This window comes from uncultured Maribacter sp. (assembly GCF_963977385.1).
Taxonomy (GTDB): domain Bacteria; phylum Bacteroidota; class Bacteroidia; order Flavobacteriales; family Flavobacteriaceae; genus Maribacter.
The window spans coordinates 113,361-133,756 of sequence record NZ_CAXBOU010000005.1 but is presented as its reverse complement, the minus strand read 5'-3'; the positions used below and the strand labels follow the sequence as shown (position 1 = coordinate 133,756).

At 34.0% G+C, this 20,396-nt stretch carries 18 protein-coding genes; 9 read left to right on the top strand and 9 right to left on the bottom strand.

Going from position 1 to position 20,396, the window contains the following annotated elements; translation table 11 throughout:
• Positions 1 to 127: 127 nt before the first annotated feature.
• The 4 genes from AAC084_RS08015 to AAC084_RS08000 all read right to left on the bottom strand — a co-directional run bounded on the left by AAC084_RS08015 (position 128) and on the right by AAC084_RS08000 (position 5,724).
• On the bottom strand, positions 128 to 1,117 hold the full coding sequence (locus AAC084_RS08015) for a hypothetical protein (protein ID WP_339839256.1): 990 nt from the start codon (positions 1,115 to 1,117) through the stop codon (positions 128 to 130).
• The gene (locus AAC084_RS08010; RefSeq protein ID WP_339839253.1) at positions 1,114 to 3,399 is read right to left on the bottom strand and encodes a hypothetical protein; all 2,286 of its coding nucleotides are present in this window, start codon (positions 3,397 to 3,399) and stop codon (positions 1,114 to 1,116) included. The genes AAC084_RS08015 and AAC084_RS08010 overlap by 4 nt, the downstream gene beginning before the upstream one ends.
• A 95-nt stretch (positions 3,400 to 3,494) precedes the next feature.
• A complete protein-coding gene (locus tag AAC084_RS08005; RefSeq protein ID WP_339839250.1) occupies positions 3,495 to 4,697 on the bottom strand; it encodes a hypothetical protein in 1,203 nt (400 codons plus the stop codon).
• Positions 4,687 to 5,724, bottom strand: a complete 1,038-nt coding sequence (locus AAC084_RS08000; RefSeq protein ID WP_339839247.1) for a nucleoid-associated protein — start codon at positions 5,722 to 5,724, stop codon at positions 4,687 to 4,689. Before AAC084_RS08000 ends, AAC084_RS08005 begins: the two co-directional genes overlap by 11 nt.
• Positions 5,725 to 6,258: 534 nt before the next feature.
• Here AAC084_RS08000 and AAC084_RS07995 point away from each other — a divergent pair.
• From AAC084_RS07995 to AAC084_RS07955, 9 genes are all read left to right on the top strand, one after another.
• Positions 6,259 to 7,134 (top strand): AraC family transcriptional regulator, encoded by an 876-nt coding sequence (locus AAC084_RS07995; protein WP_339839244.1) that lies wholly within the window; start codon positions 6,259 to 6,261, stop codon positions 7,132 to 7,134.
• 81 nt (positions 7,135 to 7,215) lie between these two features.
• Positions 7,216 to 8,538 (top strand): L-fuconate dehydratase, encoded by a 1,323-nt coding sequence (locus AAC084_RS07990; protein ID WP_339839241.1) that lies wholly within the window; start codon positions 7,216 to 7,218, stop codon positions 8,536 to 8,538.
• An 11-nt stretch (positions 8,539 to 8,549) separates the two neighbouring features.
• On the top strand, positions 8,550 to 9,323 hold the full coding sequence (locus tag AAC084_RS07985; protein ID WP_339839238.1) for a glucose 1-dehydrogenase: 774 nt from the start codon (positions 8,550 to 8,552) through the stop codon (positions 9,321 to 9,323).
• Positions 9,324 to 9,333: 10 nt separating this feature from the next.
• The gene (locus AAC084_RS07980) at positions 9,334 to 10,191 is read left to right on the top strand and encodes a fumarylacetoacetate hydrolase family protein (RefSeq protein WP_339839235.1); all 858 of its coding nucleotides are present in this window, start codon (positions 9,334 to 9,336) and stop codon (positions 10,189 to 10,191) included.
• Complete coding sequence (locus AAC084_RS07975; RefSeq protein ID WP_339839232.1) at positions 10,188 to 11,018, top strand: amidohydrolase family protein; 831 nt, start codon at positions 10,188 to 10,190, stop codon at positions 11,016 to 11,018. Before AAC084_RS07980 ends, AAC084_RS07975 begins: the two co-directional genes overlap by 4 nt.
• Before the next feature lie 37 nt (positions 11,019 to 11,055).
• On the top strand, positions 11,056 to 11,835 hold the full coding sequence (locus AAC084_RS07970) for an SDR family oxidoreductase (protein WP_339839229.1): 780 nt from the start codon (positions 11,056 to 11,058) through the stop codon (positions 11,833 to 11,835).
• Positions 11,836 to 11,882: 47 nt separating this feature from the next.
• Positions 11,883 to 13,190, top strand: a complete 1,308-nt coding sequence (gene fucP, locus AAC084_RS07965; RefSeq protein ID WP_339839227.1) for an L-fucose:H+ symporter permease — start codon at positions 11,883 to 11,885, stop codon at positions 13,188 to 13,190.
• Complete coding sequence (locus AAC084_RS07960; RefSeq protein WP_339839225.1) at positions 13,191 to 13,526, top strand: L-rhamnose mutarotase; 336 nt, start codon at positions 13,191 to 13,193, stop codon at positions 13,524 to 13,526.
• Positions 13,523 to 14,689 carry an alpha-hydroxy acid oxidase gene (locus tag AAC084_RS07955; protein WP_339839222.1) on the top strand — a complete coding sequence of 389 codons (1,167 nt, stop codon included), beginning with the start codon at positions 13,523 to 13,525 and terminating at the stop codon, positions 14,687 to 14,689. Before AAC084_RS07960 ends, AAC084_RS07955 begins: the two co-directional genes overlap by 4 nt.
• A gap of 71 nt (positions 14,690 to 14,760) precedes the next feature.
• Here the strand turns inward: AAC084_RS07955 and AAC084_RS07950 are convergent, their stop codons facing one another.
• The 5 genes from AAC084_RS07950 to AAC084_RS07930 all read right to left on the bottom strand — a co-directional run bounded on the left by AAC084_RS07950 (position 14,761) and on the right by AAC084_RS07930 (position 20,355).
• A complete protein-coding gene (locus tag AAC084_RS07950; protein WP_339839219.1) occupies positions 14,761 to 15,957 on the bottom strand; it encodes a DUF4861 family protein in 1,197 nt (398 codons plus the stop codon).
• A 4-nt stretch (positions 15,958 to 15,961) separates the two neighbouring features.
• Entirely contained in the window at positions 15,962 to 16,756 is a 795-nt protein-coding gene (locus AAC084_RS07945) for a gluconate 5-dehydrogenase (protein WP_339839217.1), read from the bottom strand.
• 4 nt (positions 16,757 to 16,760) lie between these two features.
• Positions 16,761 to 17,600: a 5-dehydro-4-deoxy-D-glucuronate isomerase gene (gene kduI, locus AAC084_RS07940; RefSeq protein ID WP_339839214.1), complete on the bottom strand. Its 840-nt coding sequence runs from the start codon at positions 17,598 to 17,600 to the stop codon at positions 16,761 to 16,763.
• A 16-nt stretch (positions 17,601 to 17,616) separates the two neighbouring features.
• Positions 17,617 to 18,357 (bottom strand): DUF6250 domain-containing protein, encoded by a 741-nt coding sequence (locus AAC084_RS07935; RefSeq protein WP_339839211.1) that lies wholly within the window; start codon positions 18,355 to 18,357, stop codon positions 17,617 to 17,619.
• Positions 18,358 to 18,498: 141 nt separating this feature from the next.
• The gene (locus AAC084_RS07930; RefSeq protein WP_339839208.1) at positions 18,499 to 20,355 is read right to left on the bottom strand and encodes an arylsulfatase; all 1,857 of its coding nucleotides are present in this window, start codon (positions 20,353 to 20,355) and stop codon (positions 18,499 to 18,501) included.
• Positions 20,356 to 20,396: the final 41 nt, after the last annotated feature.

The following is a 20,396-nucleotide window of genomic DNA, read 5'->3' as shown; positions in this document are numbered from 1 at the left end:
TACAAATATATGTCGAAATATTTATATTTTATCGACATACTTTATAAAAATTATTTCATCACCAAACATCTAGAAAGTAATCATACCCGATTCGATACAGTTATATAGAAAAAATAAAGTTCAATAATTATTTTGAAGATAAAAGTTCTTCAATTATATCTTTTTTAAATTTACTCATAATTCGTTTATGGTAATTTTCTTTATCTATTTCAATTCCAAATATTAAGCGGTATTTTTCCTGGTCTGACATAGCCAGGTTTCCAAAAGTTTTCTCTAGAAGAATCTGTAAATAGTTTTCTGAATATTTGTAGCGTAAATCAAGTAAATCTCTCAATTCTTTATTTGAATGTCCTTGATAAATCATTTCTAAATTAAGTGCCTCAAAAGTATACTGAGGCTTAAAAGATGCGGTAAGGTTATTCTTAAAAATTATTTTGAAATCATTTGTGGATTTAAACAAATAACTAAATTTGTAAGAATCTGTCACATTTTTATCTACATATGGGTGCAAATGTCTTCCTAAATCCATTTCTACCGAAGATTTTATTCCGTTACAGGTTCCGCAGGAAGGAATCAAGTTATAAAATGAAAGAGCAAGTAAAGGGTAGTATGACTTTGCAAACCAATGGTCCATTTGTGGAACCATTCCTTTTCCTTTCTTTTTTTTATGAACGAAGATATATTCTCTATTACAATATGTACAAGTATGCTTATCTAAAAGTTCGGCAAGTTTGTAATTCCATTTTTTAGGCAAGAACCACTGACTTGTGTAACCAGAATCTACAAAAACCTTATAAGCTTCTGTTTTGAAATCATCTTCTGAATAATGTAATGCTAAATATTGATTTTTTAATTGTTGGTTAATTTGATAGAGTTTATGTGGTTTAGAAGAAATAATCTCATTCACTAAAACAGGTGAAAAAAGATTTCTAAAATCTTGATTGACACCACTTCTTATTTTCATAAGACTATCACAAGTATTGCAGTGCTGCTTTCCACAGTGAAAGCCTTTTGGTCGAGCATTAGTTTTTCTACCCATTAATTTTACTCCGAGCCAACAAACAGTAGCCTCACTATATATACTTAATGCAGAAATTTGATCGCCTAAATATATCATATCTTTCCTGCTATGTCATCTCTACCCAACTTTCTCGCAAACGCTTTAATTTGCTCTTCAGCACTTTCTTGTTTTAGATCACTCTGGTATGCAAAGTAATACATTTCTGAAAGTTTATTTTTTAATAATGGTTCGTCAATTATTTTAATTAGAGACAAACAGTATTCTGGAGTCAAATCGATTTTAGATTCATAAAGCAATTTAAGTTCGTCGAACCTAATGGAAGAAAGTTTGTATTTCTCTTCCCTAATCCTACTGATATTCTTATAAACATTATCATTAAGTTCCTTTTCAAGGATTTTAAAATTAAGCCAATTTATAAGTTCGTCTATTTTTCCTTTAGAAAAAGTCCCCATAAATCCTTTATCAAGAAAAAAATCATCTGCCAAAATATCGTGAACATTTGCCGCGAAAGAACTAGTTTCTGAGTTGTCTATATTCCCATCTTTTAGTTTAAGAATCGAATTATTAGTAATATCTGAGAGTATAAATGGAGAATGAGTAGAAAGCAGGATATTAATACCCTTAATATTTGGGATTTTCAGGTTTTCGATTCCAATTAATAGTTCGCTAATGAATGATCTTTGGAAGTCGGGATGGTAGTACAATTCAATTTCGTCAAATACTAAATTAATATAATTATATCTAATTTTTTCAGTTGTAGAGTGAAATACTGACTCAATATTAGAAATATGATACAATATAGATTGGATCGAATGTACAAAATGTTGTTCTCCTGAACTCAATGATTGAAAATTAGTGATAGCATGATCTTTACTATCATTATTTATAAAAAGATTAGGCCTAAAGCAACCTATTGGCATTAATTCAACTAACTTTAAATCAGGGTTAGATTTTTTAACTGCTTTTATTCTTTTTATAAATGCATCTAAGTCTATAGTAAAAATGTGTTTTTTTATTTTATCAGGTCTTTTTTCAAAATCATCGGACTCTTCAAGCCACTTAAAATCTTTATCCGACTTAAGAATATTGAATCTTATGGTGTTTAATATTTGTCGAAGTTTTAATGTGATGTGACTTCTATCATCTTTTAATTTAATTAAGCTTTTAAAAATCTGAATAAAACTTGGAATCAATCTTTCTATATTCTTTGTATTAGTTCCAGCTCTGTATTCATCATAATGTGTATGTATCTTTAATATTTTTTTATAAACATACTTTACAAGTAAATTTGAATTTTCAATTTTTTCTAAATCAATTTTTGAAATCCGATTCCCTTTTGTAGTATATATGGCATTATAAACTTGGGTGATAAATTCGGCATCATCAAGGTTTAGTTTTTTACTTATTTTTTCGTAAACTGTATCAAATTCAAATACTTTAAATGTATTATATTGACTATAGTCTAATACAAACTGAATTGACTGCACAGTTTTATTATTAATAATTTTTTTGGCACTAAAATTATCATCAACAAGATTGCTTAATAGTCTCGATTGTGCCAGATGTAATTCTGAATTAACATCTATATTCCCTTGGTTTCTATAGGGGTTTATAACTAATGGAGTCTGATATCCATCATTTTTATGAAATAAGTCTCCAAGCCAAGAACTATCATTATTCGTATTGAGTCCATACAAAGAATAATTAACCGAGATTGTATAGAAGAAAAGTTTATCAAAAACAAAATCAAATTTTCTATCGGTTAATTCACCTGGATTATAAATTCCTGTTACTTCAAAATTTTTATACGAATCAGAATTTGAAATTTCACGATGTACTAATAATTGGTCATCATAATAACTTACAGAATAAAATTCTCCATCAAGTTCATAAAATATCTCAACTCGCAAATCTTTATAAAAATCTTGAATTTCGTAAATTTTCCCGAAAACTTTATTGTGATCTACACCTTTCTTGTTAATGAGATTGGATAAATCACTATGGTCTGAAATAATTCCTTTTTTTGTAGCAATAACATAGCATAAAGCATAAAGTAAATCTAGCAATGTACTTTTTCCAGATCCATTCCTACCAACTATGGAGGAAATTTGAATATTAATAGGATTATTTCCAACTGTAGTGGTTTGATATAAATTTTCAAGCTGAGATTTATTATTTTTTATATATCTAACAGTATTATCTAATGTTTTTCCATCCTTTTGAATAAACAAGTTTTCATTGTAAATTGGTCTTTCCTTTTCATCAAGGAAGTCATAATTTTTGTAGAATTTATAAATTGAACCTTTTACTAGGTTTTTACTGAATCTTTCATCACATTCATACATTGGACGTATCGCCAACAATTTAAAACAACTCATAGATTCAGTTTTTATTTTTAAAAAGTTATAATTAATTCACCTAAGACTCTAAAGTCAATTAATGATTCAGCCACTGTATTTAAGGTAAGCTTAGTTTATGTTTTTTCAGGCACCCAAGTTACCCAAGAAGACAAATCTAACCAATGCATACTATGAGCAGCATATAGAGTAAATAATACAAAAAGTATGGTAAGGACTCCATAAAGAACCCCAACTACAATACGGAGTAAACAAATTTTATTTTTTATTTTGTCAAAATCAGTTTTGAAATCAGCATAAATTTTACCGTAGCTATTTTTAATTGCTTTCTCTTCCAGTTTAACATCCTTTCTTAAACAACGCACATTGTAGGCGGTCATAGTCAAAATGAGATAAGCCACAATTGTGTAGAGTAAATAGGCAAGTAGAATTAAGAGTAGTACACCAGGTTTATCCTGAACTTTATAACTTGCAAATACACTAGCAGCAAATGTGAGTGGAAAAGCCACTACTTGTTTCCCAATAGATGAAATACTTCTGTCTATACTTTCAAAATATGATTCTCTTTCTTTTTTGAAATCTGACTTTATCTTATCGATCGCAAAGTTTGAAACATATGCTTCATAATCCTTCAGGGCAAGGTCAATGATTGAATCCAACTGACTGATGATTACGTTGAACCTATTCTTTTCATCTGCACTATGGACACTGGTTACGATTATTTCTTTAAAGAATTGGATAAATTCCTTTTTTTCAAACTCTTTTTTTAGTCGTTCAAATTTATCTGAAATATTTATGTTGTAGAAATATAAATATTCGGGTAGCGTATAACCCACGTGAAACACGCCATATTCTTTACTTACAATCGTAAAAGTTTTTGAAGTTTCGTTTTTGAATTGAGAAAGTTCCTTTGTTTCTTTAAATAGCTCGCGAAGTGATTTATAGGTAAGAAAATTTATCGCAAACTTTTCAGTGTCTGCTAAAGTTACTTGTCTTGTATTCAAAGTACCTAGTGGATTTAGAAAGACTATATACTTATCTTGATATTCTTCTATATCCAGTTTGCATCTGTTAATAAAATCGGTTTCATCATAATAATACAGTACTTCTTGCCATTTACTATCTGTCAATAAAAATGAAATCTTGTTGCCAGGTAATTCTTCGGGATTATTGAAAGCAGCCTTGATATAAGTTATTAATGGGGTGTTCGTGGACGCATCTAAAGTGCACTCACGACCATTATATTGACTAATCCCATCAAAATTTACTTTGTTGAGTTCATCTATCAATTCTTCAATTATATCATTTTTATTGCTCATCTAAAGCAGTTGCATTATTATATCTTCTTGTTAATAGCGATGCAAGTTCGGCCGACCTTATGACAATATGGTCTTCCTGTACGTCCACATCGTTTTCGTTTATTTTATCAAAATCTACATTTAGGATAATACCAGGAACTGATACTTTAATTGTTATCAAGTTTTTCCATTTTCCGCCAACCCTAAATTCTGGATCGAGTACTATGTTGTGAGCATCAGCAAAGTCTTTAATTGCGGTTGTAGCATCAGGTCCAAAAAAGTGCTCACTCATATTATAGATATTTACACGTCTACGGTTATTGGTTCTTGCATATTCATATACAGCACGCTGAAAGTCGCTTCTCGAAATTTCATTTCCATCTTCATCGGTAGGTAGATCTATTGTTTTGATGATTTTCATAAGTCTATCGGTATTAACTGTATTCTTAATCATACCAGCAGCCAATACCCACTCTTTAAAATATTCCGATACTTCGCCATCGGATTGTGTTGTTATAATAGCTAAATATTTTCGGTCATCACCCGTTTCGTTAAATATATTATAATTCAGTCTCGCTGCCATTGCTATTTTCTCGATATTGATGTTTTCTGCACCATCAAGTTTATATTCAGTTCCCTCTTTAATAATATTAATTCCTGATTTTTTCCTTAATAATACAACAGATATATAACGGTTATCATCAATAGAATAGTCAGAAAAAAGATAGTACCCACCTTTTGCAAGTGATTGTCTTTCAACCTTTGTTTTCAAAAGATCTAATGATTTACTAAATAAGACAAATTTATCATCTGTGGCATCTTCCAAATATTCATTAAGCCGGATTGTAAAAGAATTGGTTTCATCTTCTTTAAAAGAAGCATTCTTAATACTTGAATTTGTACTTATTGAATTATGGAGTTCATCAATTAATTTGGCAGCAAAATCGTCGATACTCAACATCTCGCTTGAGTAGTCAATATCTGCATCCGTTGTTCTTTCTTTTTTATCCAGATAATGAACTATTATTCTATGAATATCTAATGGCATAAAGTCTTAAATTGAAGTTGTTTTTTAAGTTGAAAAATGGGGAGAACTCAAATATATACTTTTTCCTACAAATTAGAATAAATTACATCAAACCATATTAATTGTTGCTCCTAAATGTTAAAAAGTCACCTATTCGGTGCGCACTAAATTTAGGGATGCTAGAACACCCTATTTACAGTAGATTTCAAACCATAGTTCTAGTCCCTCCGGCTCCACTTATACAACCCTGTACACTAACGTGTTCAGGGTTTTTAATTTTGCGGAAACAAAATCATTGACCAATTGGTTTGGTTAAACCTACTTCTTTTCAATTAAGTGTCTTTATAGTTTTATTTCTAATCAAGCTAGGATAATGAAAACTCATATACTTTTCAATTTCGTTGAAGAGGTCATAAATTTCTTCGAAAATCTATTTGATACCATAAGCATAATTCTTATTTACAATAATGAATGAAATAAGAATATTATTATCAGATAAAACACATATTTTTTATACATAAATAAATAATCCGTATTTTGAGATAAATTCATGAAATGAAACTTCATTTACTTGATAGATCTAGTACCGCAAATACATCGGTAACAGTATCTCAAAATAATTACAAAAACTTTTTAAAGGTTTGGCACTTTCATGAAGAGCTAGAAATAGTGTATATAATCAAGAGTACTGGCACCCGATTTGTAGGTGATAGTATTGAAAAATTTCAATCTGGCGAGGTAGTGTTAATTGGCAAAAATGTACCTCATATGTGGTTAAATGACGAGGTATATTTTGAAAAGGATTCTGAATTATTGGCCCAAGCTGTATCTGTACATTTCAAAGATAATTTTGTTGGTAAAGAATTCTTATCTCTTCCAGAAATGCAACCAATAGCGCGCCTTTTTCAAAAAGCAATGCAAGGCATCAAGTTTAGCAAAGTCACGGATAACATAAAAAAAGAATTAAAAAATCTAAATAGTCTAGACCCAGCCATCAAAATAACACGAATAATTGAAATTCTTAGCCAACTAGAAAAAGAACAAAATTATTCATTATTGTCTAGTAACGGATTCATCAATACATTTCATCAAACAGAAAGTAATAGATTAAATACCATTTATGAATATGTGTATCAAAATTTTCATACGCCCATAAGTTCTAAAGATGTTGCTAACCTAGCTAACATGAACGCCTCAGCTTTCAGTAGGTTTTTCAAATCAACACATCGAAAATCTTTTACCAGGTTTTTAAATGAAATACGAATAGGGTTTGCCTGTAAAATGTTATTTGAAAATAAGGAGAGTATCACATCGATTGCTTATGCCTGTGGATTTAGTAATATTTCTAATTTTAATCGACAATTCAAAATCATAAAAGGCGAATCACCCTCTTCCTTTTTAAGTCAACACAAAACGAATTTTAAATATTAATGCAAAAAAAGTATTGAAACCGGCATTCTTTTAGGTGGTTTAACTTTATGATTGGGTATACTTTTGGTTAAAACTAAATTAATGTCAAGTTCTATCATAATTACAGAAGTAATCGCTAGGGATATACGCTTCCCTACTAGTAAATCTTTAGATGGTTCAGATGCTATGAATCCTGATCCGGATTATAGTGCAGCCTATGTTATTTTAAAAACTAATTCAGCAGAAGGTTTCGAAGGTCATGGACTTACTTTTACTATAGGTAGGGGCAATGAACTTTGTACACAGGCTATTAAATCACTTTCCCACTTAATTATTGGCAAATCTTTAGAAAGCTTTACCGCAGATATGGGTGCTTTTTGGAAAATGATAACCGGAGATAGCCAATTACGATGGTTAGGACCAGAAAAAGGTGTTATACATTTAGCAACTGGTGCTATTGTAAACGCCGTTTGGGACTTATATGCTAAAGTAGAACAGAAACCTTTGTGGAAACTTTTAGCTGATATGACCCCTGCGGAGTTGGTTTCCTGTATTGACTTCACCTATATAACCGATGCTATTACTCCTCAAGAAGCTTTGGAATTATTAAGCAAAAAAGAGGCGACTAAGCAAGAACGTATAGCTCACTTAAAGGACAAGGGTTATCCGGCATATACCACATCTGCTGGTTGGTTAGGTTATTCTGATGACAAAATGAGACGACTATGCAGAGAAGCAAAAGACAGTGGTTTTAAGCACATGAAAATTAAGGTTGGTTCAGACCTTAAGGATGATATGAGAAGGGCAGCAATTATTCGTGAAGAAATAGGCGATGAATTAAAGCTTATGATGGATGCTAACCAAAAGTGGGATGTTGATGAAGCTATAACGAATATGGAATCGCTTAAAAAGTTCAATCCTTGGTGGATTGAAGAGCCTACAAGCCCCGATGATATTCTGGGTCATGCGAAAATTGCCAAGGCAGTAAAACCAATTGAGGTAGCCACCGGAGAACATTGTCAAAACAGAGTTATCTTTAAGCAGCTAATGCAGGCAGGTGCAATTGGTATTTGCCAAATTGATAGCTGCAGAGTGGGCGGAGTAAATGAAATTTTAGCAATCCTTTTAATGGCTGCTAAATTCAATATTCCGGTTTGTCCGCATGCTGGCGGTGTCGGTTTGTGTGAATATGTTCAACATCTTTCCATGATAGACTATATATCTTTTAGTGGTACGATGGAAAATAGAATAATAGAATATGTAGATCACTTGCACGAGCATTTTTATGAACCTGTAGTAATAAAAAATGGCGCTTATATGCCTCCTAAATTACCAGGGTATAGTATTACCATGAAAGAAGAGTCTTTAGACACATATGAATTTCCAGATGGGACATTCTGGAAAAAAGAATTACAGAAGAACTAAAAAATAGATACATGAAGTTTAACCTAAAAGGTAAAAATGTTATTATTACTGGTGGTGGTAGCGGAATAGGAAAGGCTATTTCGACAACTTTCGCCGCTCAAGGCGCTATGGTTCATATTTTAGAACTAAATGCGGAAAATGCCGAGAGCACGGTAAAATTAATTCAAGAGCAAGGTGGTACAGCTTCGGCATATAACTGTAATGTTAATGAACAAAAGCAGGTTATTAAGGTAATTGATGAAATTACATCTAAACACAATGTATCAATTCTTATTAATAATGCAGGTATTGCCCATATAGGCAATATTGAAAAGACCTCTGAAGCCGATTTAGATAGAGTTTATGAAGTAAATGTCAAGGGTCCATATAACTGCATGTATGCCTTGATTCCTAAAATGAAAGAAAATGGTGGTGTAATCATCAACATGGCATCAATTGCATCATCGGTAGGTATCGATGACCGTTTTGCATATTCCATGAGTAAAGGGGCAATGCTTACCATGACCTATTCAATAGCTAAAGATTACGTGAAGAATGGTATTCGCTGTAACAGCATTTCACCAGCAAGAATACACACACCTTTTGTTGACGGATTTATAAAAACCAATTACCCTGGTCAAGAAGACGAAATGTTCGAAAAATTATCGGCCACTCAACCTATTGGCAGAATGGGCAAACCACAAGAAGTAGCTGACCTTGCACTTTACCTTTGCTCTGATGAAGCATCATTTATTACAGGCACAGATTTCCCAATTGACGGGGGATTCATAAAACTTAACGGATAAAACTTACAGCATGAAATTAATACGATTTGGATCATCAAACAATGAGAAACCAGGAGTTATTCTAGAGAATGGGGAATGGGTAGACACCTCTAATTTTGGAGAAGACTATGATGAGTTATTTTTTGAAAACAATGGTTTAAGCAGACTAAAATCATGGCTTGATGATAATGCCGAAACTCTACCAAAAATAGACAAGAGCACTCGTTTGGCCCCTCCCATAAAAAAACCTTCTAAAATTGTTTGTGTTGGTTTAAACTACGCAAAACATGCTGCAGAAAGTGGCATGACCTTACCAAAAGAACCTGTTTTATTCTTCAAGGCAACTTCTGCAATAGTTGGACCTAACGATAATGTTATCATTCCTAAGAACAGTAAGAAAACAGATTGGGAAGTGGAGCTGGCAGTCGTTATCGGTAAGAAAGCTAGTTATGTAGAAGAAGCTGATGCTATGGACTATGTTGCGGGTTATATGTTACATAACGATTATAGTGAAAGAGAATTTCAGTTAGAAAAAGAAGGGCAATGGGTTAAAGGTAAAAGTTGCGACACCTTTGCACCAATTGGTCCATTTTTAGCTACTAAAGATGAAGTAACAGACCCTCATAACTTAGATCTTTGGCTTAAGTTAAATGGGGAGTTGTTACAGAATAGCAATACCGAAGATTTAGTTTTTAACGTTCCTCAGTTAGTAAGTTATATTAGTCATTATATGACCCTATTACCTGGAGATATTATATCTACAGGAACGCCATTCGGTGTAGGCTTAGGCTTTAACCCACCTAGATACTTAAAACCAGGTGATGTTGTTGAATTAGGAATTGAAAAATTAGGCAGTTCTAAACAAGTTGCTAAAGCGTATACAAAATGATTATTGACAGCCATCAACATTTTTGGAAGTATGATCCAGTAAGGGATAGCTGGATAGATAACACCATGAAAACTATTCAACGTGATTTCTTACCTGCTGACCTTAAACCAATACTGCTTAGCGAAAATGTTGACGGTTGTATTGCAGTACAAGCTGACCAGTCTGAACAAGAAACAAATTTTTTATTGCATTTGGCCAGTAAAAACAACTTTATAAAAGGAGTCGTGGGATGGGTAAATCTCCGTGATAGCAATGTTGAAAAACGACTAAAACACTTTTCAGAAAACAGTCTTTTTAAAGGTGTTCGTCATATTTTACAAGCAGAAAAAGATGACTTTATGTTAGACCAAGCATTTATGAATGGTATAGGGAAATTAGCCCCTTTAAATCTAACGTATGATTTATTAATTTATCCGCATCAATTAAAAAATAGCACTACCCTAGTTTCAAAATTTTCAGAGCAAAAATTTGTATTAGATCATTTAGCAAAACCACCCATTAAATCTGGAGAGATCAATAGCTGGAAAAGGGAAATTAAAGAATTGGCTAAACATCCCAATGTATACTGTAAAATTTCTGGCATGACAACGGAAGCAAGTTGGCTAAATTGGAAACCTGAAGACTTTACACCATATATAGATGTGATTTTTGAAGAATTTGGAACTCACAGAATTATGTTTGGTTCAGATTGGCCCGTCTGTCTACTATCAGGGAATTACACAGAAAGCAAGCAAATTCTAACATCATACTTAAAGCAATTATCCACAGTAGAACAAAGCCAAGTTATGGGGTTAAATGCCGCAAATTTTTATGGAATAACTACTTAATTAGTATTAGCTAAAGAAAAAACCAAAAATACCGGCCATGGATTTAAAACTACAAAATAAAGTCATTATAGTATCTGGAGGTTCCTCTGGAATTGGCAGAGGTATTAGCATTAACCTCGCTAAAGAAGGGGCAATTCCATATATTTTAGGAAGAAACAAATCAAATATAATTTCAGTAATATCAGAAATTGAAAAAAATGGAGGCCAAGCTGGCTACTCTTTTGCGGAGCTAACCGATCCTAACCAATGCAAGGAAGCTGTAGAAAATTGCGTCGCAAGATTCGGAAAAATAGACGGGTTAGTGAATAATGCAGGAGTAAATGACTCTGTAGGATTAGAAGAGGGCAATCATGATGATTTTATGAGGTCAATATCAAGAAATCTTACGCATTATTATATGATGGCACATTATGCTCTACCTCAGCTTAAAAAAAACAAAGGCGCTATTGTAAATATTGGATCTAAAACATCTGTTACCGGGCAAGGTGGTACATCTGGTTATGCTGCAGCAAATGGTGGTCGAAATGCCCTAACAAGGGAATGGGCCGTTGAATTACTTCCCTATGCAATACGTGTAAATGCAGTTATCGTGGCCGAATGTTTTACACCGTTATATGAACGTTGGATAAATTCTTTCCCCAATCCTGAAGAAAGGTTGAAAAAGGTTACAGAAAAAATTCCTTTAGAAAATAGAATGACCACTACAGACGAAATTGCCGATATGGTCGCATTCTTATTATCCGTAAAATCAAGTCACACCACAGGTCAATTAATATTTGTAGATGGTGGTTATTGTCATTTAGACCGTGCATTATAACTATAATACATATTGACAAAAGTATATCTAAACCAAAATCTTATATCATGCCTAAATCAGAAAAGCCGCCCATTGTTTCAACCAAAACCTTGTTCCCCTTTATTTTAATATCATCATTATTTGCACTTTGGGGTTTTGCCAATGCGGTTACAGACCCCATGGTTCAAGCCTTTAAAAAAGTACTGGAGTTATCCAACTCACAAGCTGCATGGGTACAAATGGCTTTTTATGGAGGTTATTTTTGCATGGCCTTACCAGCAGCGCTGTTTGTTCGGAAATATTCTTATAAAGTAGGAATTTTAATTGGCTTGGCATTATATGCAACAGGCGCTTTACTTTTTTATCCAGCGGCTATCACCGAACAATTTTGGTTTTTTTGTTTGGGTCTATATATCTTAACCTTTGGTCTGGCCTTTTTAGAAACAACGGCCAATCCATATATTTTGGCAATGGGCGACCCTAAAACTGCAACACAACGACTAAACTTAGCACAAACCTTTAATCCCGTCGGACTTCTATTGGGACTATTGGTAGCGCAACAATTTGTGCTAAAAAAATTACAATCAGACGATATTGAAAACTATAGTGCTTTATCTGAAGTTAAAAAGGCAATAATCAGAACCTCCGATTTAATGGTAATTAGAGACCCTTATGTTATTTTGGGCCTTGTTATATTGGTCATATTCGTACTGATAGCAGTAAGTAAGATGCCACAGTCTAAAGGTGATGGTACTATTCCAAGTATAGGACATACTTTTAATTCTTTAAAGAAAAACAGAAAGTATGTTTTTGGTGTAGTCGCACAAATCTTTTATGTAGGGGCACAAATAATGTCTTGGACATATATCTACCAATATGCTGAAGCGATAGGTATCGATAGTGAAACAGCGGCCAACTATCAAATTGTAGCATTTATTTTATTTTTGGTCGGCAGAGTGATAGGCACCTATCTTTTAAGATTTATTTCATCTGGTAAATTACTCATGATTTATTCCATTGCCGCCATCATTTCCTCTCTTGGAACCATGTTTTTAGTTGGCCCTATAGGACTTTATTGTCTGGTAGCATTGTCTTTTTGCATGTCTGTGATGTTCCCTACCATTTACGGTATTGCTTTAGAAAACTTAGAGGAAGAGGAATCAAAAATTGGTGCAGCTGGTTTAGTAATGGCTATTGTAGGAGGAGCACTTATGCCTAGTCTACAAGGCAAGATTATTGATATTGGCGGTTTTGGCGTTAACGACACCCAAATTATGGGCTTATCCGAGGTAAATTTTTCCTTCATCTTACCACTTTTATGCTTTATTGTAATTGCCTTTTATGGGCAAGCGACCAACAAATTCTATCAGAACTAAATGGAAAATCAAAAACATTGTTTTGCTTTAGATTTAAAGAATGATGCTGTTCTTATAAATGAATATATTACATATCATAAAAAAGTATGGCCAGAAATTATTGAAAGCATTAAAGGTTCTCATATAGAAAAACTGGAAATTTATCTGGTTGAAAATCGGCTATTCATGATTATGGAGACCAATGCATTATTCTCTTTTGGGAAGAAGCAAGAAGCAGATAAAAACAATGCAAAAGTCCAAGAATGGGAGAATTTGATGTGGAAATACCAACAAGCTATACCAAATTCCAAACCTGGAGAAAAATGGCGATTAATGAACAAAATATTTGAATTATGAGTAAAGCCAAACTTGCCATAAACAACAACTACCCTTCTGTTACCGATTTACGAAATAAAGCAAAGAAGAAAATTCCAAAATTTGCTTTTGAATATTTGGACGGTGGCTGTAATGAAGATGTAAACCTGATAAAAAATACCGCCGAAATAAGAGAGGTCGAATTATCTCCTAGTTATTTAAGTAAGCATACGGGTTCTGATATGAAAACCGAATTATTTGGTCATACATATGATGCTCCCTTTGGTATTGCACCTGTGGGCCTACAAGGTTTAATGTGGCCCAATGCCCCAGAAATTCTAGCTAAAGCTGCATTTAAACATAATGTGCCGTTTGTTTTAAGTACGGTATCTACAAGTAGCATTGAACGAATTTCTGAAATTACCGAGGGTAAAGCTTGGTTTCAATTATATCATCCTACAGAAAATAGATTACGTGATGATATGATTAATAGAGCCGCACAAGCAGAATGCCCTGTTCTCGTAATTTTATCCGATGTTCCTACTTTTGGTTTTAGACCAAGAGATATTAGAAATGGGTTGGCAATGCCTCCAAAAATGAGTGTGAAAAATATACTCCAAATTCTAGGAAAGCCAGAATGGGCAATGAAAACCCTACTACACGGTCAACCTAATTTTGAAACTCTAAAACCCTACATGCCTAAAAACCTAGATTTGAAACAACTAGGGAAATTTATGGACCAAACCTTTACCGGTAGATTAAACGAAGAAAAAATTAAACCTATTCGCGATATGTGGAAAGGTAAATTGGTATTGAAAGGTGTAGCCTCTGAGATGGATGCTGAAAAAGCTATTCGCTTAGGAATAGATGGTATCATTGTCTCTAACCATGGTGGCAGACAATTAGATGCAGGTGAATCTACAATTAGACCATTGACCAGAATAGCAGAAAAATATGGTGATCAAATTAAGGTAATGATGGATAGTGGTTTGCGCTCTGGTCCAGATATTGCCCGAACTATGGCTTCTGGAGCAGAATTCACGTTTTTAGGGCGATCATTTATGTACGGAGTTGCCGCATTAGGAAATGAAGGTGGTAACCACACGATTTCATTATTAAAGACAGAATTACAACAAGTAATGGAACAGGTGTGTTGTGAAAGAACATTGGACTTTCCCAACCATTTAATCAAGAAAATAAACTAAGAATAACAGATGATTAGCATACTGGTTATGAGCATATAAAACTCATATTGCATACTAATTATCTGTATATTTTATTGCACTAATTTTACCTGTAATGGACTATTTACTTTTTTAGCAAATTGCTTTAAATAGGTATTCCACTCTTCTTTGGTGTTGAATTGCTTGCTTTTTTTCCAGCCAAATCCGGTGTAATAAACTGCTTCACCATCAACTACTTTCAGTTGTGCGTATAAATTACTTAAATCTTTAGCATCGGTTACATATTTATCATATCCCAATAAAGTATTTGACGGAACTACAATACCTGTTCCTAATTCAGAACCAAAATATGGTTCCCAATAACTTACCCAGCCTTCTTCAACTTCTGTAGTTGTTTCCCCATCTTTCTCATGAAGTGTAAGACCTACAGACAATGTATCTGAACCTTCAACCTCTACCCTAAATTTCGTAAGATTACTTCCTCTATCTAAAGAGATAAATTTCTTTTCAAGAATTGTTTCATCTCCTGCTTTCCATGGCGCATAACTGATCCAGAAACTCGTTCTTAATGGTCCGGTCTCAATTGTTTCGTATGCTGTAAAATTTCTAGAAAATTGATATGTGGTATCTACCTTAATTGCAATACCACCTACTCCTCTACTAGTACCTACATGAAAATTATCTAAGCCTTCACCATCATCTTCATGATAAGACCCATCTGTCTCCAACTCTTTTTTGTACCAATTATTAATAATAGGATAATCTACTCTTTTTAACCATGCATCCATTCCGCTTGAAAGTGTTCCACCTGGCACACTGTCCTCTATCATTTTCTGAGCAACTGGACCATAGGTTCTAAAAGCAACCTTATCATTTTCCCACGCATAATCATCTGTACGTTCGGGAACGAATCGTGAATAACAGGTAGGAATCTCATCTGTTTGATCTTCGATAACTTTAAGACCAACAGTGAAATACTTACTTGAATTCGCGTCAATTGTAGGTTGAAACAATAACACATCTGCAGTACCATCCCCGTCAGTATCACTTACCTGCGAAATCAATTCCGCGGTACTACCCACTTCACTGATTTTATACGTTTTTCCAGCTGTAAGTTTTAACGTTTCATGTGATTTCAAAAGATCTAAATCAATTTCAACGGTCTCAAAAGAACGGTCAATATCTAAACTATTACTTATCTGAAATTGTAGCGGTGTTTCATTTGTACAACCCACCATTAACATGGTTACAATGGCTGCACAGTACTTTAGAGGATTCTGATTCATCATAGTTTTAATTTTCGTTACTTGGTTTTCCTATGGTTGCCAAAATACCACCATCAACATATAATATATGTCCATTTACAAAATCGCTTGCTCTTGAGGACAAAAATATAGCCGCTCCCGCTAGGTCATCTGGGTCACCCCATTTTGCAGCTGGTGTACGATTTAAAATAAACTCGTTAAACGGGTGACCATCTACACGTATTGGAGCAGTTTGGCTAGTTGCAAAATAACCCGGTCCAATACCATTTACTTGAATGTTATGTTTTGCCCATTCTGTAGCCATGTTTTGCGTCAACATTTTTAAACCTCCCTTTGCTGCCGCATATGCGCCAACGGTATTTCTACCCAACTCACTCATCATAGAGCAAATATTGATAATCTTACCTTGTTTCTTTGCTATCATAGTTTTCACCACATGTTTTGATACAATGAAAGGACTAACCAAATCAACATTGACAACCTCTTTAAAATCTTCAACTTCCATATCCTCTAAAGGGGTTCTTTTAATGATACCAGCATTGTTTACAAGTATATCAATTGAACCAACCAAACTCTGAATGTCATTTACAGCTTTAATTACCTCCTCTTCATTGGTGACATTGAATTTAAAACCATAGGCATCTATGCCCAATGACTTATAAAATTCTACAGCATCATCTATTTTAGATTGTGATGAATTACCATTTACTACCAATTTAGCACCTGCCAAACCTAGGCCCTTGGCCATAGCCATACCCAAACCATGTGTACTACCGGTTACTAAAGCGACTTTACCTTTTAAATTAAATAATTCAGTAGACATATTTTTACTTTAAATCTGTTATTGCTGCTACATCCATATCGCTGTAGTCTAAATTTTCACCTGCCATACCCCATATAAAAGTATAGTTAGACGTACCTGAACCACAATGAATAGACCACGGTGGAGAAATTACGGCTTGGTGATTATGCATCCAAATATGACGCGTTTCTTGCGGTTGTCCCATAAAATGACATACTGCTTGACCTTCTGGTACATCTAAATAAAAATAGACCTCCATTCTACGGTCATGAACATGAGCCGGCATCGTGTTCCAAACACTACCTGTTTTCAATTTCGTCATACCCATTTGTAATTGGCATGTAGTAACTACCCCGCCAATTATCATTTGACTTACCGTTCTGTGGTTTGCTGTTTCTAAAGAACCTAATTCTAACTTGTTAGCCTCTTCTAAACTTACCTTTTTGGTTGGATACGTTGTATGTGCAGGAGCCGAATTGATGTAGAACTTAGCAGGCTTTTTAGCATCATCGCTCTTGAAAACGACGTCTTTAGCTCCCATACCAATATATAAGGCATCTTTGTGCCCTAAACTGTAACTTTTACCATCTACCTCAACAGAACCGCTTTCACCAACGTTGATGATTCCCATTTCTCTTCTTTCCAAGAAAAATTCCGCTTTTAGAGGATCAATACTTTCTAGTTTCAAAGCGGTTTCAGGAACTGCTGAACCAGCAATATATCGATCGTAATGCGTATAAGTAAGATTGATTTCTCCTTTTTTCATCAGGTTGTCAATCAAAAATTCATCCCTTAGGGCTGTAGTATCATATTGTTTAACTGCCTCTGGACTAGAAGCATATCTTGTTTGATAGGTTGTAGACATTTAATTATATTTTTTATTATTGTTTTAATCTATACACTTTAAAATTATCAATGGTCATATGGTTATTGACCGTTCTAAATCCAAAATGACCACTAGTATACGGATTGTCGTCATAAAGGTCAATCATTTTAACTCCGTTTCTATAATATTGAATTACGTTGTTGTAGGCAATAATTCTAATATGATAATTTTTATTCGCCTCTAAAAGATACTTGTTTTTAGTAAAATCATGCTCTTCTAGTAATGGTCTTTCTCCATTACCAACATACCGTCTAAATCTAGTTTTTGTATTATCATGACCACCTACACCCATGTAATACAGGCGTAAACTATCATAATTCGAAAACTTCCCCTGTCTTGATGCTGAATTTGCGAACAAATTTTCTGGGCTCTCAACATCTATTGCCATCCAAAAACAATTCATATCAGAAACTCGGTCATTAGCACCTCCTTCATCTATGATATACGTATCATACTCAATCATAATCGGTCCAGACAGCTCTTTTTTATACCAAATTGTACAACCAGTAACATCATCTATTTCTAGCTTACTATCTTTTAAAATAGTACTGCCTCCGTCCATTTGCTCAACTTGCCAGTCATCTAAGGCAGCATCAAAATTTTCTTCGTAAAGTAACTTCGCCTTGACCTCTAAAGAATCATTTAACGCAAATACTTTGGAAGATGGAGCACAACTATAATTAAAAAGTACAGTGAGCAACAGAAATATTGATAATTTTAAATAGTGACTGTTCATTAGACTCATGACCCTTTTTTATGATTAACTCAGATACTATGCAATATGGGATTTTAGCTTTCATTTATTTATAACTCATAGTTCATTATCGATAAATTATGAATCAAGATGAAATTAAATACTAATAATCAATCATTTAGACTATTCTAATTTTTCCACACTAACAAAATATGCTCCCAAGGTTTCTTGATCATCTAATGAAAACCAAGTTTGAAGTTCCGTATCTCCTTTGGTTAATTCTACTGTAAACTCAGCATATTCTTGAGTAGGATCTACGTCGATTTCTTTATCTACCTGTTGCACTTTTAATCTTGCCTTTGTAATGGGTAAAGATTTACCCGGCTTACTTGCAGACACACTTGTACCTTCTTTCGCTGGTCTTATTGCCGCTTCAGCATTTAATGCCAAATGTGATTCTTCTGGCCATCTTCTAAGTTTAACGGAATATGTACCTGCCTCCACCACTTTTAAAGCCCAATATCCATTATCCATATATCCCGTACGAATATGTCTTTGATGCCACGGACTATCACCATCTGTATGCCAATCATGACAATATAACTTCGTAGGGTTTTCTTTTTCATGACCAACATAAATTCTAGGTAAGTCATCATAACCTGGAAGCAAATCTTGCCACCAACCATTATAAGCTTCTTTGAACTCCGCAATTTTTTCTGGATGATCTTGGGCAATATTTTTCCGCTGCTCTGGGTCTGTAGCCAAATTATACAACTCAGTACTATCTACCAATCGCCATTTTCCTTGCATTAAAGAAGTTCTGCGCCATGGTTCTGGAATCTCGGTACGTTGAGAATTGGTGATGACAATTCTATCTTCAAAGTCGTTGGCTTCTTCATTAATGAGCGGAAGTAAACTTTTACCATCGAAGTTAATATCTGAATCTACTTTAAGATTACACATTTCTACCAAGGTAGGTAGCACATCAAAATGCGCAGTTAACTCATCAATATCTTTACCTACGGTTATACCTCCATTCTTCCAATGAATGAATAATGGAACTCGGTGTCCACCTTCATACTTACTTGCCTTGACCCCACGCATACCTGCATTAAATCCTTTTTTAATAAAACCATCTAGTCTATGACCATCTGTTTTGGCTCCTTGAGCTGTACCGTTATCCGTTGTAAAAATCAAAATGGTATTATCCATGAGTTCTGACTTTTCCAGATAAGTAACAAGCTTGCCTACATTCTCATCAATATTCGCAATCATACCATAAAAAGCAGGCAAAGGAATGCTATCATTATTTTTATAAGGCTCAATATATTTATCCGCTACAAAATAAGGTGAGTGAGCTGTATTTGTTGGTAGATAGCAAAAAAATGGTTGGTCCTTATTTTTTTCGATATGCTTAATAGCTTCATTAAACCAAATATCTGTGCTATAACCCTCAAACCTTTTAAGCTCACCATTATGAACATACATATCGTCAAAATAGTCGTTATCCCAATAGTCCATTGTTTGCTCCATACCGCCACCACCGTGAGATAAAACTTCTTCAAAACCTTTGTCCTGTGGTCTAAACGGATAATTATCTCCTAAATGCCATTTCCCGAACATGGAGGTAGAATATCCATTATCCTTAAAAATTTGAGCCATAGTCGTTTCAGTTTCCAATAACATGGACCTGCCATTAATGGTATGCCAAACACCTGCCCTATTTGCATTATGACCTGTTAATAGTGCAGCTCTCGTTGGTGCACAAGTGGGATTTACATGATAATCTGTAAATCGTGCACTTTGTGAATGAAGCTTGTCTAAATTGGGTGTTTTAATATATGGGTTACCTAATGCGGCAATGTCACCATAACCCTGATCATCTACCAATATTAATATGACATTGGGTTTCGTTTCCTTATCAGTTTTGGTTTGCTTCTTTTCTTGGCATGATAACAACAGAAATGTCATTACAACAAGAAGTGATGCTGAGAAATGGTTGAGGTTTTTGAATGCTGATTTTTTTGATTTTAAAAACATAGGTTTATGGTTTTTTTATTCATTTTACGGTTGTTCATTAA

What these genes read in the sequence shown, in the direction of transcription:
- AAC084_RS08015 (WP_339839256.1), bottom strand. Translation starts at nt 1,117, where the DNA reads ATGATATATTTAGGCGATCAAATTTCTGCATTAAGTATATATAGTGAG.
- AAC084_RS08010 (WP_339839253.1), bottom strand. Translation starts at nt 3,399, where the DNA reads ATGAGTTGTTTTAAATTGTTGGCGATACGTCCAATGTATGAATGTGAT.
- AAC084_RS08005 (WP_339839250.1), bottom strand. Translation starts at nt 4,697, where the DNA reads ATGAGCAATAAAAATGATATAATTGAAGAATTGATAGATGAACTCAAC.
- AAC084_RS08000 (WP_339839247.1), bottom strand. Translation starts at nt 5,724, where the DNA reads ATGCCATTAGATATTCATAGAATAATAGTTCATTATCTGGATAAAAAA.
- AAC084_RS07995 (WP_339839244.1), top strand. Translation starts at nt 6,259, where the DNA reads ATGAAACTTCATTTACTTGATAGATCTAGTACCGCAAATACATCGGTA.
- AAC084_RS07990 (WP_339839241.1), top strand. Translation starts at nt 7,216, where the DNA reads ATGTCAAGTTCTATCATAATTACAGAAGTAATCGCTAGGGATATACGC.
- AAC084_RS07985 (WP_339839238.1), top strand. Translation starts at nt 8,550, where the DNA reads ATGAAGTTTAACCTAAAAGGTAAAAATGTTATTATTACTGGTGGTGGT.
- AAC084_RS07980 (WP_339839235.1), top strand. Translation starts at nt 9,334, where the DNA reads ATGAAATTAATACGATTTGGATCATCAAACAATGAGAAACCAGGAGTT.
- AAC084_RS07975 (WP_339839232.1), top strand. Translation starts at nt 10,188, where the DNA reads ATGATTATTGACAGCCATCAACATTTTTGGAAGTATGATCCAGTAAGG.
- AAC084_RS07970 (WP_339839229.1), top strand. Translation starts at nt 11,056, where the DNA reads ATGGATTTAAAACTACAAAATAAAGTCATTATAGTATCTGGAGGTTCC.
- fucP (WP_339839227.1), top strand. Translation starts at nt 11,883, where the DNA reads ATGCCTAAATCAGAAAAGCCGCCCATTGTTTCAACCAAAACCTTGTTC.
- AAC084_RS07960 (WP_339839225.1), top strand. Translation starts at nt 13,191, where the DNA reads ATGGAAAATCAAAAACATTGTTTTGCTTTAGATTTAAAGAATGATGCT.
- AAC084_RS07955 (WP_339839222.1), top strand. Translation starts at nt 13,523, where the DNA reads ATGAGTAAAGCCAAACTTGCCATAAACAACAACTACCCTTCTGTTACC.
- AAC084_RS07950 (WP_339839219.1), bottom strand. Translation starts at nt 15,957, where the DNA reads ATGATGAATCAGAATCCTCTAAAGTACTGTGCAGCCATTGTAACCATG.
- AAC084_RS07945 (WP_339839217.1), bottom strand. Translation starts at nt 16,756, where the DNA reads ATGTCTACTGAATTATTTAATTTAAAAGGTAAAGTCGCTTTAGTAACC.
- kduI (WP_339839214.1), bottom strand. Translation starts at nt 17,600, where the DNA reads ATGTCTACAACCTATCAAACAAGATATGCTTCTAGTCCAGAGGCAGTT.
- AAC084_RS07935 (WP_339839211.1), bottom strand. Translation starts at nt 18,357, where the DNA reads ATGAACAGTCACTATTTAAAATTATCAATATTTCTGTTGCTCACTGTA.
- AAC084_RS07930 (WP_339839208.1), bottom strand. Translation starts at nt 20,355, where the DNA reads ATGTTTTTAAAATCAAAAAAATCAGCATTCAAAAACCTCAACCATTTC.